The 14,635-nt window shown below is 43.4% G+C and carries 13 protein-coding genes; 4 read left to right on the forward strand and 9 right to left on the reverse strand.

The features are described 5' to 3' along the window. Positions 1 to 55: 55 nt before the first annotated feature. Entirely contained in the window at positions 56 to 865 is an 810-nt protein-coding gene (locus tag ACX0G7_RS18960) for a polysaccharide deacetylase family protein (RefSeq protein WP_458925093.1), read from the reverse strand. A 15-nt stretch (positions 866 to 880) separates the two neighbouring features. Further along, positions 881 to 1,177 (reverse strand): hypothetical protein, encoded by a 297-nt coding sequence (locus tag ACX0G7_RS18965; RefSeq protein WP_458925094.1) that lies wholly within the window; start codon positions 1,175 to 1,177, stop codon positions 881 to 883. Between the two features lie 220 nt (positions 1,178 to 1,397). Between ACX0G7_RS18965 and ACX0G7_RS18970 the strand changes: the two genes are divergently transcribed. Next, entirely contained in the window at positions 1,398 to 1,655 is a 258-nt protein-coding gene (locus ACX0G7_RS18970) for a hypothetical protein (protein ID WP_458925095.1), read from the forward strand. Further along, a complete protein-coding gene (locus ACX0G7_RS18975; protein ID WP_458925096.1) occupies positions 1,634 to 2,587 on the forward strand; it encodes a chondroitinase-B domain-containing protein in 954 nt (317 codons plus the stop codon). The genes ACX0G7_RS18970 and ACX0G7_RS18975 overlap by 22 nt, the downstream gene beginning before the upstream one ends. Positions 2,588 to 2,614: 27 nt before the next feature. Here ACX0G7_RS18975 and ACX0G7_RS18980 read toward each other — a convergent pair whose 3' ends face one another. The 3 genes from ACX0G7_RS18980 to ACX0G7_RS18990 all read right to left on the reverse strand — a co-directional run bounded on the left by ACX0G7_RS18980 (position 2,615) and on the right by ACX0G7_RS18990 (position 7,981). After that, positions 2,615 to 5,041: a M56 family metallopeptidase gene (locus tag ACX0G7_RS18980; protein ID WP_458925097.1), complete on the reverse strand. Its 2,427-nt coding sequence runs from the start codon at positions 5,039 to 5,041 to the stop codon at positions 2,615 to 2,617. Further along, positions 5,038 to 5,400, reverse strand: a complete 363-nt coding sequence (locus ACX0G7_RS18985; RefSeq protein ID WP_458925098.1) for a BlaI/MecI/CopY family transcriptional regulator — start codon at positions 5,398 to 5,400, stop codon at positions 5,038 to 5,040. The genes ACX0G7_RS18980 and ACX0G7_RS18985 overlap by 4 nt, the downstream gene beginning before the upstream one ends. A gap of 175 nt (positions 5,401 to 5,575) precedes the next feature. Further along, positions 5,576 to 7,981 (reverse strand): ABC transporter permease, encoded by a 2,406-nt coding sequence (locus tag ACX0G7_RS18990; RefSeq protein ID WP_458925099.1) that lies wholly within the window; start codon positions 7,979 to 7,981, stop codon positions 5,576 to 5,578. A gap of 301 nt (positions 7,982 to 8,282) precedes the next feature. Between ACX0G7_RS18990 and ACX0G7_RS18995 the strand changes: the two genes are divergently transcribed. Then, complete coding sequence (locus ACX0G7_RS18995) at positions 8,283 to 8,801, forward strand: DinB family protein (RefSeq protein WP_458925100.1); 519 nt, start codon at positions 8,283 to 8,285, stop codon at positions 8,799 to 8,801. A 346-nt stretch (positions 8,802 to 9,147) separates the two neighbouring features. Here the strand turns inward: ACX0G7_RS18995 and ACX0G7_RS19000 are convergent, their stop codons facing one another. Then, entirely contained in the window at positions 9,148 to 10,770 is a 1,623-nt protein-coding gene (locus ACX0G7_RS19000) for a glycoside hydrolase family 43 protein (RefSeq protein ID WP_458925101.1), read from the reverse strand. Between the two features lie 216 nt (positions 10,771 to 10,986). Here ACX0G7_RS19000 and ACX0G7_RS19005 point away from each other — a divergent pair, with 216 nt between their 5' ends. After that, on the forward strand, positions 10,987 to 11,808 hold the full coding sequence (locus ACX0G7_RS19005) for a hypothetical protein (RefSeq protein WP_458925102.1): 822 nt from the start codon (positions 10,987 to 10,989) through the stop codon (positions 11,806 to 11,808). 186 nt (positions 11,809 to 11,994) lie between these two features. Here ACX0G7_RS19005 and ACX0G7_RS19010 read toward each other — a convergent pair whose 3' ends face one another. The 3 genes from ACX0G7_RS19010 to ACX0G7_RS19020 form a co-directional block, all read right to left on the reverse strand. After that, positions 11,995 to 12,258 (reverse strand): hypothetical protein, encoded by a 264-nt coding sequence (locus ACX0G7_RS19010; RefSeq protein ID WP_458925103.1) that lies wholly within the window; start codon positions 12,256 to 12,258, stop codon positions 11,995 to 11,997. A 63-nt stretch (positions 12,259 to 12,321) separates the two neighbouring features. After that, positions 12,322 to 13,281, reverse strand: coding sequence for an MBL fold metallo-hydrolase (locus ACX0G7_RS19015; protein ID WP_458925104.1), 960 nt, complete (start codon positions 13,279 to 13,281; stop codon positions 12,322 to 12,324). A gap of 84 nt (positions 13,282 to 13,365) precedes the next feature. Next, positions 13,366 to 13,899, reverse strand: coding sequence for a cupin domain-containing protein (locus ACX0G7_RS19020; protein WP_458925105.1), 534 nt, complete (start codon positions 13,897 to 13,899; stop codon positions 13,366 to 13,368). Positions 13,900 to 14,635: the final 736 nt, after the last annotated feature.

The following is a 14,635-nucleotide window of genomic DNA, read 5'->3' on the forward strand; positions in this document are numbered from 1 at the left end:
TAACAATCCGGCCGATGCTTTCATTTATTGCAGTAAAGCAGGCCTGAAAAGGTTTTCATTTCCATAGTGAGGGTGATTTATGATTTTGCTGGTAATCTTTTACATGTTCAGCCACTTCAAACATAGGTGCGATCCATATTTCTTTTTGATGTTGCTTAAGAAACATCGCCAACTCCCGGTGCGCTTGTTCAGAAACATTGATATTATGCTCTCCTCCCACTCCATGAAAAAGAAAAACCAGTAAGCCGCCCTGTGTCATTGTCTTTTTTACGAGGTCGATGAGCTCACTGCCTGAATGATTCATTATTGAAGTACAGGTTATGTCAGTGATATCAACCTGCATGATATCAGTAGGACCCGGTTTGGTTCCCCGCGCCGCAACAAAATCTTTCATATCCAGGTATAAAGAATCATTGATCCTGGTATCACCACATGGATATGCAAATGTTCTTTTAGTTTTTCCATCGATGGCATTAAGCAGGATATTGTTCATCTTGATTTCTTCACTCATCCCCGACAGAGAATAATTTTCCATCTTACGTTCAGCGTTGACCCACTCCCTGCCCGGGATATTGCCAAGGCATGGATGGAACAATGTATGATTTCCTAACTCATGACCATGGCCGGCTGCCAGTCTCCAGTCCTTAACTCTATCCCGGCAACCCGGGAAATAGCCGCTCAGGTAGAAGGTTCCCTTCAACTTTAGTGAGTCCAGCAACGGGATTACTTTATCTAAATGAACATTTAACGCGTCGTCGTAACTGAGGACCACTGCCGATTTCTTGCCTTTCCATGCAGAAGGTTGCGTATGGGCCGGGCTTATTAACGACATAACCAGGCAGGCGACCAATAGATATTTTTTCATTAAGCAAGTTTTATCTCAGGCAGGAATATGAAGCCCGGTTTCAATGGCCTGTTGAAGATCTGTAAAACTTTGTGACTCAAGATCAGCTAAAGACATAGTTATATCGTTTACAGACCCGGCTTTTGTGATCCTGAACAAATATGTCTGCCCTGGTTTCTCCTGGGCGTCGGAGGTCTCGCTATCCATCAATTCAAAAAAAACTGTTGGTCCGTTCTGACTGAGCTTTTCAGATATGTATATTTTGTAGCCATCAGGTGATCTTTTATCCTGCAGTAAAAGTGAAAACTTTTCGGTAACCTCAGTCGGTATCATATACAATCATTAGAGTGAAGACAACACGCTTCAAATTAACAAAAAATGCCGGAAAGTATACTTAAAATCCGGGGATTGACCTTTCCAGGCCGACCCCGCAAAAACGGCTGGTTATTGCATAAACCTGTTTGCTTGCAATCATGTCGAACTATTCATTTTATCCGTACATTCCCGTCCTGTTCTTCGAAGAGAATTCCGCAAAACTTAAATCAATCTGCGTATGATAGCGAAAGCCAGGATCCTGCAAATCATTTTACTCCTTTGTCTTCCGACACTGCTGTTTGCTAAAGTTTATAAGGTTTCCACCGCCGCCGAATTTGCCGCGGCTGCAGAAAAAGTTGTCCCCGGTGATAGGATCGTTATTATTAACGGCCAGTACAACGGCTGGCAGCTGGTAGTAATACAAATGGCGAAAAAGGAAGACCCATTTTTATCGAGGCAGAGACGCCAGGAAAGGTGGTATTCTCCGGTGATGTAAACAAACCGGTCTTTGTTCTTACAGGATCATACACAGAAATTGCCGGAATGAGTTTTACCGGATGTAATCAAATTAAAAATCCGGATGGCAATGGTGTATTGCTTGAACTGAAATCAACCAAACACTGCCGGATAACAGATTGCTCCTTCTTGCAGAACAGCACAAAAATGCAGTTTACCCCAATGGTTGTCATCTCTGGAAAAGGGGAAAGTAACCGGGTAGATCATTGCAGATTTACAGCGAACATGGACAACCAGGAAGTCCAGGTGAAAATAACCAAAGATGAAATACCATTGCGAACTCTTATAGATCACAACGAATTTAAAGAGAAAAGTAAAGTAAGCTGGTCGAATGGCAATGGTGGTGAATGTATACAAGTAGGCCAGGACCCTGTTTTGCTCGGTACACAATACTCCTATGTAACGGTTCGTGATAATACGTTTAAGGCTTGCAATGGCGAACCTGAAGTGATCAGTAACAAGAGCTCAGGGAATAGTTACATAAACAATCTGTTTGAAAACTGCCAGGGCGAGCTTGTGATGCGAGGCGGACATAGCTGTAAGATAGATAGTAACACCATAAAGAACGGTAGTGGCGGAATCAGGATCAATGGAACTAAACACATAGTCACCAATAACATACTTACCGGTTTACCAACAGGAATAAGGCTGATGTATGGCATGTCAAAGGGCGAAACTGAGATTGGCTTTTATGTAGCTGCAAGTGATTGCACCATCAGAAACAATCAAATTACCAACTGCACTACGGGAATCCTGGTAGGCGACAGCAAAAACGCGGATTGGACCGGCAAATTTGATGTGAAGAAATATCCATCACGTACTATGCAGGACGTAGCTCCCTTCAACAACACCTTATCAGAGAACAAAATCACAGAAACAAAGACCAGTGTAGTACATAACGATAAGATGTAACGACCTGACTGAAAAATAAAGAGGCTTCTAATCTATTGCCACCTTCAATTGAACATATTTATCAATACTCTTGAGGTTGTGGCCTTTACTCTTCATACTTGCAATAAACTTTGGAGTTGTTCCCGTTGCGCTTGCACTGACCACATCATTAACTGATACTTTTGTAAAGCCCAATGCCTGGTATTCCTTCACCATAGCTGGAGTGATATTTTGCGACTTCATCGAAATGACCTGGTTGGGCGTCAGCTGAGTAAAGCCTGCATCTTTGAACCCTTTTACATATTCGGGGGTAATGCCAAGACTTTTCATGGCTATCAGGTTAGACGCTGAAATATCAGAGAAGCCAACTGCCTGGAAACTTTTGGCAAAATCAGGAGTGATATCCTGGGACTTCATCGCAATCACATTTGAGGCACTTATGTCAGGAAAACCGCTGGATTTCAGGTTCTTTATATAGTCACCTGTTATACCCTGCGATTTCATGGCGATGATGTTATTTTTTGAAATATCGGGGTAGCCCGCATCCCTGATCGAACGTACATATGCAGCATCTATATTCAGCGCTTTATAGCTGATGATATAATTGGCATCATTTCCACTTTCATCATTGTTGTTATCTCCATCATCATTGTAAGCCGCAGTTGCCTTACTACCCTTTTCACCTTTGGTCCCTTTTTCTCCCTTTTCACCCTTGGTCCCTTTTTCTCCCTTATCGCCCTTTACTACCTTTTCTGGTTTTTCAGTTTTTTCTGGTTTTTCTGCTTTCTCCGCATTTTTTGCTTTCTCTGCTTTCTCTGCTTTTTCTGCTCTCTCTACCTTTTCTGCTTTATCGGCTTTGCTTGCCGAACGAACGTCGGCGATATATTTCGCATCGATTCCCTGGCCCTTAAAACTGATCAACTGGTTCGCGGTTACGTTTGGATAACCTGCTTTGCGAATATCCTGGATATAATCAGCGGTAATATTCAGCGCTTTAAAAGGAATAAGATCCCGGACAGAAATATCTGGAAATCCATTTCCTTTAATTGACTTGATATATGCAGCATCAATTTGCATGGCGGCCAGCGGCACCAGGTCATTTTTTTGCAGGTTAGTATAACCCGATGCCTTCAACATCTGCAGATAAGATTTATTAACATCCACAAAGAAGTATACCATCAGGTCTTCCTCATCCGTATCACGAACACCTTCTTTACTAAGATAAGCAGCAAAGTCTTTGTTACCAGTGAACTTGTATTGGCCCATCCCCTGCTCTCCTTCAAACCTGCCATTCAATACCATCGAGCCGGCATCCCTTGTAATCGTAAATGACCTGGCAGTATTAATATCCTTAAAAGCGCTTAAGGGAAAAGTATTGCTGTTAAACGAACTGTTACCCTCATCATCATTCTTAAACTGAACGGAAACTTTCTCGCCCTTGATTGTTGCAAACCAGGATCCCTGTGTATCCATGTTTCCATTGTAATTTCTGTTATCGCTGTTATTTTTTGTTTTACCTGTGGAGATGTCTTTCGACTGGCCATAAACAACAGGTTTGTTAAGCACACTTACAAATAACAATACAAGTGGTAAAAGGAAAAAATATTTCCAGGTGGTATGAATATTGGATCGTTTGGCGTTCATCATGACTAATCTTTTTTTAAGTAGTGATTGATTATAGTTCGTTGTAAGACTTAGCGGAAAATGCGGAGCAGATACCTTCAACAGGCTTACCTGGTAAGATGATTTTTCAACTCCTTTTTCGTAAAGCAATTTGTTGTCGGTTAAAAACTCAAGATTGCATTCGAGTTCCTTACGGTATAACCATGCAAAAGGATTAAACCATTGAAATATCAGTACGATCTCTGCAAGAATAATATCGAGGCTGTGTCCCTGCTGAATATGTACTTTTTCGTGCAATAAGATCTGGTTATAAGTCTCCCAGTCATATTTTTCAGGATTGATAAATATGTTATTGCCAAATGAGCATGGAGCGCTATCGCCAGCAAGTTCAACGATCCGAAATGGGCCATCCACAATAACCGGCCGTGAATAAGCACGGTACAGCAAAGTAGCGATCTGGATCAAAAAGTTAAGCGCAAATGCCGCAACGCCAAACCAGTAAAAATAGAGCAACCATTTCGTTAACCTGGAAAAATCGAATGCCTCATCCGGCAGCTCCTGGCCAACTGCAACTGTGGAAGATTCCTTATTGATAACTACCGGTACCACTGCATCTTCCTTATCCTGCACAAGTGCTTCAGCTCCGTCACCGTTGATAACATCGGTAATCGCAGCCTTTTGAAAGCTCCATTCCTGTGGTACAGGTATAAGGGGCAAAGTAAAAGCCAGAAGCAAGCATAACAGCAGTATCACCCGGTTGAGCCTGAAAAATGTTTCGCGCTGCAGGAGGACCTTATAAAATGCAAGGCATCCCGCTAATATGATACTGACATGTAGTATATAAGGCGTCATTTCTTTTTGGATTTTATGATTTCCAGGATTTCAGCCATTTCCTTTTCGCTAAGGTTTTGCTCTTTCGCAAAAAAAGCCAGCATACGTGGATAAGAGTTATCAAAATATTGACTGACTATATCTTTCATGGCATACTTCTGATATTCCTCACGACTGATGACGGGAAAATAACAGTATATGTTTCCAACAGATTCATGATCAAGAAATCCCTTTTCTTCGAGGATCTTCACCATCGTAGCCACGCTGTTATAATGAGGTTTGGGTTCAGGTAAATGAGGGATGATATCACGGATAAATGCCTTTTTCAAGTCCCAGTAAACCTGCATGATCTGTTCTTCCCGTTTTGCCAGTTTTTGCATTCCCGAATGTTTGATGCAATATAACTACTAATTCATTAGTAGACAAACTAATTTATTAGTACGTTACCTATTTTTTTAAAAAAAAAGTGATTTCTGTGCCGGCATTCTATCCGAAAGAATTACCGATGATGTGATCCTGGCTGACCGGGTGCATCTTACCAGGCCGCAGACTTCGCTATTCGGACCTTAAATTCTTTACCGGGTTTGTAATTGCCGTTTTAAAACATTGCGCTGTGATAAACAAAAAGGTTGCGAGCGTTACTATGGTCCCAACAGTTATATAGGGAACGATGTCATGGTTCATGCGGTAACTGTAATTCTGCAACCAGTTATTGGTGGTAACAAAAGCCAGTGGCCATGCAATAATATTTGCAATGATGATCAATACCGCATAATCCCTGATGAAAAGAAAGATGATATTTCTTACCTCTGCGCCAAGCACTTTTCTAACAGCTATTTCTTTTGTTCGTCTCGACAGTGTAAAGGCAACAATGCCAAACACGCCCATGAAAACGATAAACAGGTTGAGCACTGTTGCGAGTCTTGCTGCACGGCTGAGCTTCAATTCCGATTCATAGAGTGAACGAAATTTATCATCCATAAAAGTATATTCGAAAGGCGAGCCCGGTGAAAATTCCGACCATTTCATTTTAACCTCATTGACTGCTTTGACCATGTCATTAGTCTTCAACTTCAGAGTGAGGTATCGGTAACTCCGCGTAAGTCTTGACGGAATAAAAGCAAGGGGACCGATCTGCTGCTGGAATGAAGAAAAGTTGAAGTCTTTCACAACCCCCGCTACTTTGAAATTAAACCCACCGGGCATTGTTACAATCGAACCAACCGGGGATTTCAGGCTCAGTGCCTTAACAGCTGCGTCATTTAAAACAATCTCTGATTCTGTTGCAGTACCATTCTTATTCTGGAGAAAGTTGCCTTCTTTCATTTGCAATCCGAAGGTCGAGGCATAGAATTGATCAGCACTAACGGTAGGAATAACAACCGGCTTATCACTTGTTGCTCCTGCGGGAAGTATATCTGTTGAAACCGGCGGCAACCGATCTGGCACCTCAAACGATATGGAAGCGGCTTGCACAGCGGGTATTTGAGCCAATCCGTCCCGGATAGATTCCATTTTTAATACGCCTGCAGAATCCCACTGCTTCGGAAACGCAGTTAATATCATCAGCTGTTCCTTGTCGTAACCCAGGTCCTTGCTAAAAATGTATCTGACTTGTTTTGAGACGTTCAGCGCACTGATAAAAATGAAGATTGCCAGGGTAAACTGTACGATGAGCAGCGATTTTCTTAATAACAATCCACCCCGGCTGGTATCCATCTTTCCTTTAACGGAATGAATGATATCAGAGGCACTGAGAATGACAGCCGGATAAAGACCTGCGGTAATTCCCAGGCCTGCCACAAACAATAACAACCAACTAAAATTATCAAACCCGAACTGACTGACGGATTTAAGGTTTGCACTCAGCAATTGGTTGAACAGTGGACGAACAAGTTCATGTAAGCCAAGCGAGATAATAGCGGCGATCATAGTAAGCAATAATGATTCAACGAGATACTGAATGACCAGTTGTCTTCTTTCACCGCCGAACACTTTTCTTAGTCCTATTTCTTTGAGCCTGTAAGTAGAGGTACCTATACTTATATTTATGAAGTTGATGATTGCCATCATCAGGATAAAAAGGGCAACCAGCGAAAGCGTGCTGATCATCTGATCAACCGCCCCATTATTGTCCTTCCTGTAAAATTCAGGCAGACCGGCCAGCTCAACAGTCAGTAGTCCTTTTATGTTATCCGGCAGGTGACGCGCCAACAGCGTTTTAATCGGACCTGCTAACTGATCAGGGGTGACCCCGGGTTTCAGTTCCAGCATCCCGATGATAAAGATATTGGACCAATCTTCAATATATGCCTGGTCACCAAAAAAGCGGTTACCTTCAAAGGACACAAACACATCATAACCTTCTTTGTCTATTATCTGGTTAACCGTATTGTATGGCATGCTATCGAGTACAGCAGAAACAAGATAGTCCTGCTTTCCGGAAGTAGTGGTCGTGACCGTTATAGTTTTATCGATAGCATCGGTTGTACCAAATAATTTTTTGGCCAGCCGCCCGGTGATCACTGCAGAACTGTTGTTCTTAAAGGCGGCCGCCGGGTTACCATGTAATAGTTTGAAGCCATACATCGAAATGAGACTCGTATCGCAGATGGAAATATTTTGTTTAAAGTGTTTATCTCCAGCCGAAACAACATTAGTAACCGGGTTAAACCGATAGTAGTTATTCACAAGGCCGGGATATTCATCCTTAAGTGCCTTCGCCAGTGGAGCCGCTGTCGTTATCGGCATGCCCATGTCTTTGACTTTCCAGTTGCTTTTAATCAGGTATTGATTGCCGGGATTCCTTAGTGACAGGTTTACCTGTTTTTCCCCGGTGATATAATTCCAGATCAACAACGAAAAAGTAATACCAACAGCCAGGCAAAGAACATTGATCAGGGAAAACAGCTTGTGACGTGACAAATGGCGTACTGCAATAACGATATAGTTTTTGAGCATAGTTGGCGATTATAGTATGCGTGGTAGTGTAACCTGCGGGTGATGCATATTATGCGTCAATGAAACGGCGATTTATAACCGGATAAGCAGCCAATGGAATGCCATATTGATAACCCATTAATTCTCACCGGGAAAGGAAAGAAAACGGCCTGGGGACTGTTCGTTTTTGTTACAAGCTGTGTTCGTTTTCTCTCAGCAAAATGACGCGTTTCACCCTATTATTGTCGCGTTGAAGTAGGTCCTCAGAGAGATCGTTTTTATAGCTTTACGGTAGCGTTCTTCACTTAAAAATGTAAAGTTTATGGAAACAAAAACCGTAAAGCAGACAGAAAACAAAGCATTGAGCCGCAGGATGGAGGGATTGGTCACATTATTTGACCTGCATACTCCATTGCTGTCCAGGGCACTCGAAGGCATATCAGCAGAGGATTGTCATAATCGTCTTGGTACCAAAGCGAACCATATGGCCTGGCTTGCCGGGGCACTTGTACTACAGCGTTTTGAAATGGCAAAGGAAACGAGCCCGGGGTTACACCAAACAGGCGAGGAATTATTCAGCGACTATAAGGGAATACAGGACAATGCAAAATATCCTTCATCGGAAGAATACGTGAAAGATTGGGATATGGTAAGTCCTCATGCAAGGGAAGCCCTTGTTATTATCGACGATGAAAAACTTGATTCAGAGATTGACATGGGAGGAATGAAGATGACTTATTATGACATGATCTCATTTACTATTTATCGCGAAGCAAGTATGATCGGTCAGCTGGCCCTATGGCGCAGATTGCTCGGTTATCCTGCATTGCGTTATGATTGATGATGAGCGCCTGGCTGAAGCAATCGGCAAAAACATTGCCATTCATTATCAACGCTATCAAACATTAACATGCATGACTGACGGCAGCAAACACCGTTGTACGTTATCAGCGGTAATGAAGATTGTAAACTACATGAATACTGTCTTTCAATAGCTCATGCATAAAGGCTCGCTATGAAATAATTGCAAAGTAACCAGGAGAGTTTAACCGAAGTTTTAGTCAGATAATTCAATTCAATAATGCGATCTGATGAAGGGACCTGCATGCATGAGCTTTGTTATCCAATGAGGATTATCGGGAGACAAAAAAACTTCATCAATCAATCAGTCTTTTGTTCATCCGGATTCAGATCGGGTCTATCCTGAACCAGTCAACGTCAGCATATCCGGCATCATTGGTCTGGCTTTGTCTGGTGCAGAAAAGTCCAACCTTTGCTCCCTTCCACTTGCCGACTTCTGCAATAAAATCAGTTCCTGCATCCTGAAACGAAATTCCATCCAGGCTATAACTAAATCTGCACTTTCCTCCCTTTGACACCTTCACACGAAAATATACGGTGGCATTGCTCATCTTTGTTAATTCGGTCACGATTTCCTCATTTCCTTTTTCTGCATCCTTGCAAATCGCAAACACTAGGCGATTGCCATCCTTTTGACCTACAAAGGAAAGACTCGCGTAACTCAGTCCCATGATGGTTAGTCCGGCTTTTTCATTTTCAAGCTTAGTGTTAGGTTTGAATGAAATCTTTGTTGTTACTGTAAATTCTTCCGCCGGAAACTTTTGCAAAAGAACATTCGGGGCACTCCAAAGATTTTTAGCCCCGTCCGGGACTTTGTCGGAAAAGATCCGGAGAGAACCCGCCGCCGGATTTAAAAATGTCCAGGTAGCTTTTGGATTTGCCATCCACTGCCATTGCAGACCCAGGGTATTCCCATTGAATTCATCACTTTCCAACGGTGTCTGAATAGGATAAACTTTGTTAACCGAAGGCTTCTTGTGACGAAGTACGGGTTCGCCTTTTCCATCTTTGTCCTTGTCTACCCCGATTACCGGCCAGTCATTTACCCATTGCATTGGCTGCAGGTGCACGATCCTGCCATACGCTTCCCTGTCCTGGAAATGGAGGAACCAGTCTTCACCTGTTTGAGTGGAAACCCACGCTCCCTGGTGCGGGCCATTCGTGGTCGATGAACCCTGGTCCATAACATTCTTTCTTTCGTAAGGACCATAAACATTTTTAGAACGCAGAACAAGTTGCCATCCGGTTGAAACGCCACCAGCGGGCGCAAAAATATAGTAGAAGCCATTTCGTTTGTAAAACTTCGGTCCTTCAATGGTAGGATCGGTCTCATGCCCATCATACACGAGAACCCCCTCATCAATTGCTTTTGTTCCTTCCTTGTTCAGTTGCTTTACTACAATCACGCTTTTTATTCCCGCCCGGCTTCCCGCATAGGCGTGAACGAGATATACTTTCCCGTCATCATCCCAAAGTGGGCACGGGTCAATAAGACCTTTTCCAGGAACGACCAGCATCGGTTCGGACCATGGACCGGATGCACTCTTCGCCCTCGTGAGGTAGATACCGAAATCGGGATCAGGATAATAGATCAGGAACTCTCCATTATGATAACGCAATGACGGTGCCCAGACACCTTCTCCATGTTTTGGTAATGAGAAATGTTCGTAGGGCGGCTGGCGCTTCAGGGCGTGACCGATGATCGCCCAGTTCACCAGGTCCTTTGAATGCAGCACCGGTAGCCCGGGAATGTCTTCGAAAGATGAAGAAATCATATAGAAATCATCTCCTACCCTGATGGCATCGGGGTCGGAATAATCTGCATGTAATATGGGATTTTTGTATGTGCCGTCTCCGTTATCAGCTACCCACACTTTTGAGACATAGGGATTCTGAGCGCTAACATTAGCAAAGATGACAGCAAAGGCGAAAAGGATTATAAATCTCATCATCATGAAGTTAATATATCAGTTGCAATCCGGAATTGGATGTACCGCGTTTTTCTGATTTATTAAAAGTTATAAATTTTGGCAACGACCGGCCTTTATAATACCAGTTTTATCAAGCTTTGTGATATTTTCACTTATCCCCGTACAGCGTCTCTCCGTGCCTCCCAGGTCTTCCCCGATCCCCAGACATGGTCTCAATCTGTGAAAAAAAAAGCTATGAAGAATTCTGCTTCAGGAAAAGTTAATGCCATCAGTTTAGTCTCCTTCTGCGTACTTGCCTTAATCACCTTCCCAGTTTACCAGGGGAAAGCGCAGCAGTTCAATTCTGACAGCTGGATATCAAAGAAACATGGAACAATAACGCTGATCCCGACATTCGGGCAAAGAAACTCTATGTTGATGAATACCTATTCCCTTTTTCCGAAGTGGGAGTTTACTATGGCAGCGTACCTATATAATGATGATGGGGATCAGGCAACGGACGACGGGTATTCAACATCGTTCTATGCAAAATACATGTTTTATGAAAATAAGGATCAGACAGGGGGCGCTGCGGTCAAAGCGGGTACGGGCTTGTTCCCCGGCAATGTGGATGGTGAAGACAGAAGCAAGGACGCCTTCAAGACTTATTGGATGAATGTGCCGGTGACCTTCCCCTTTCTAAAAAATACATTGCAGTGGGACGTTATGCCGGGGGCGAGCATGACAAGGAACTACGGTCCGGATGAAAAAACTGTATTTGATTTTACCTATTCTACGAGGTTGGCCTGGTATCCGTTCAGCCCGGAGACTTCGGTGGTAGGTGAAATGTTTGGTAAAATAGGACAATCGACAACACCTGCTGAATACAAAGTCGGTCTCCGGTGGGAACCAAGCCCGTATGCAGTGTTTGCACTTACCTATGGAAATGAGATCAGCGGGAATAATGGTGCGGGGTTCGAATTTGGTGTAATGTTGTTCACTCCCCCATTTGCCTGCCTTGCCGGATGTGGCACACCCAAAGAAGGCAAGAAAAAGAAAAAATTCCTCTTTTTTTAATTGCACCTCTCCTGCTGAAACATGTTGAATTGCCGTCATTTAACACTCGCTGTAATTAACAATCATTAATGACCACTATTGCTGATCATTGACCTGGCCCGAAGTAAGGGAGGACCCAATTTTTGCAGTTAGGTATAAATCACCCGGCCGAAGTTGAGGGGAGTGGGCAGATCTACATAGCAGGATTTACAATTTATTTTCTATTATCTGAACGATATTTTTAACGGCTTCACTATGACCTCCGAAAATGTTCTCTTTTGGGAAGACGGTCATTTTTATATCAGGCTCTACACCCGAGACCTCATAGTATTTTCCCTTTGGCAGCATTAGTCGTTGATTAGATAAAGTACGATAAAAAGCACCGATCGATTTACCCAACATGCCTGATAGAATTCCCAGGGTATTTGTCCCGACAAGTTTCACATTTGAGTTTGCTTTCACCTTTACCATGCAGCAAAATTTCCGAAATGTTGATCAAGTGAAATTTGCCTTTCAGTTGTTTGAGATTGAACATCACTTGACTTTCGTCGGCGGCTTTACTTCTATTTTTTCTCCAATCTCAATCATCATTAAATCTTCCCCAACTGCCAGATCTCCGGTATAGAATTTTTTTGTTCTTGTGATGATGTCACCAGTCGTTAACAGCGGTCTTGTAGGATCAAGCGGAGGAATGGCGACATGTGTGTAAACGGCAAGCCTTGGTTTTGATGCTGCAAAGACTTTACCCGCATCCTCGGGAGTTGTATGAAAATTTGTGATCTTTCGGGCAAGCGGAGATGTCGCCATTATTTCTTCCCGAATAGCAATGACTTCATGGATTAGGACATCAACACCTTTTGCATACTTAATCAAGTTCTCGCTGTAGCGGGTATCACCAGATATCAGAACAGAACGACCCTGGTAATCCAGTCGGTAGCCTAAGGCTGAATCAATAATGTCGGAGTGATTTACGCGAAAAGCCGTAATCTTTACGTCGTCCTTATCATACACAATTCCCTCTGTTATATTTTGTGCCTTTACTATGGTTCCGCTGTCTGCACTTGGATATTCAGCAACTCTGGTTTTAATGTCCCATTGGTAAGCCTGTTTTAGACCTTGCATCATCTCTCGAGTACCCGCAGGACCCCAAACCTCAAAGAGTTCTTTCCGATTGCCAAATGCGCCTGGCATAAGCCCCAGCAGCCAAAGGTCAGGAATGCCCACAATGTGATCGGAATGAAGGTGGGTCAGGAACAGGCGATTCACTTTTCCTGCGCCAATATTTTGCTGCCATAGGCGTTGCGTGGCCCCCCGTCCGCAATCAAACAGAAAATAAGTGCCGCCTGCTTTTACAAGTGTTGCCGCGCCAAAGCGTTCCATCGAAGGTTGTGGCGCACCAGTGCCGAGCAAAGTAACCGTGATTGTTTGTGCTGAAAGGTTTGTATGCAGCAAAAACAGATAGGTGAAAAAGGACAGGCAAAGAGAATGTTTCATGTACAAGAGTTTTGGTGGTGCTCATTGAAGGCATTAAATCATTTACAGCACCACTTGATTAACGACAGCTGCTTTAAAGAGTAACTACCACTTCTTAAAATATGTCAGGGGTGGACCAACCCTCTTTATTCCATGTTCATTGCGGAAGTTATCCTGCTGTTCTTCGGTCATGTTTTTGGTTACACCTTCACTTATCTTTCGAAACATATCTTCCATTTTTCCAGCGGGTTGAAAAAACATTAAAAGCTTTCCCTCGCCTGTACCAACTTTTGCAAATGCGTGGGGAACATTTCGCGGACCAAACACCGTATCACCTGCTTTTGCTGTAAACGTTTCTTCTCCCACCTTAAAGAGAAACTCACCTTGTACAACATACCAAAATTCATCCTGTTCAAAATGTAAATGATACGAAGGACCTCCTTCCTTTATACGGGTGGATTCAAATACGTAGATGTCGCCATCGGTGTCTTTAGTGGAAACTTTGGTGTAGAAAGTATCGCCTTCAAACAGGGTAATCGGTTTTTCGAACCTATCTTTACCGGAGACTACCCGGAAGCCTTTGTCAATCCGGTTTGCTGATCCTTTCTTTGCCAGGGAGGTGAAAGGGGCTGCCAGCATGGAGCCAGCCGCAACGCAGGCTTTTAAAAATGAACCTCAGTTCATAACGCTTTGTTTTATGCATGTAAATGTGAATCGTTTTCAAGGAGTAAGGTTGTTTTAGAACACATCAAAGCAGAAGGTAGCGGAAGATGAGAAAGCAATGGATAATTACCCCAAGACAAGTTATTGATATTTCTAATTAAGGCAGTGTTATTTTGCGGTTACCTTTCGCACTGAAAACTCTTTTCTCCATCAAAGTATTTGATTCAAAAATCCATTATTAATTAGCCGGCAGCCGAAGGTTCCGTGCAACATCTGCTTCATCTTTGGCGATGCGTACCCGACGAAACTTAGTTGTTAGCTGCTGCCATTTCTCTCGCCTTAACCTTCGAAGCAAAGAAGGAAACTGCCAATTTTATCAGTATCTGAAGGAAAATGCAAAGGTTGAGAACCATCTACTCGCATCTTTTTGCACTGCATACAAATGCTACAAGTGGACCGCGTCTACCGAAAGCCCAAAAAAAAGCCCGCTAAATCAAACGATCAGCGGGCGCCCGCCTTCGCACGTAAAAGCCAAATTAAGTAAGCGTTTGCGGTGCTACGGCGGACACGTAGGTGGACCTCGTCCGCCGAAGCCCAAGAAAAACCCGCTAAATCACACGATCAGCGGGCGCCCACCTTCGCACGTAAAAGCCAAATTAAGTAAGCGTTTGCGGTGCTTCGGCGGGCACGTAGGTGGACCGCGTCCGCCGAA

It is taken from the genome of Flavitalea antarctica, assembly GCF_054461535.1.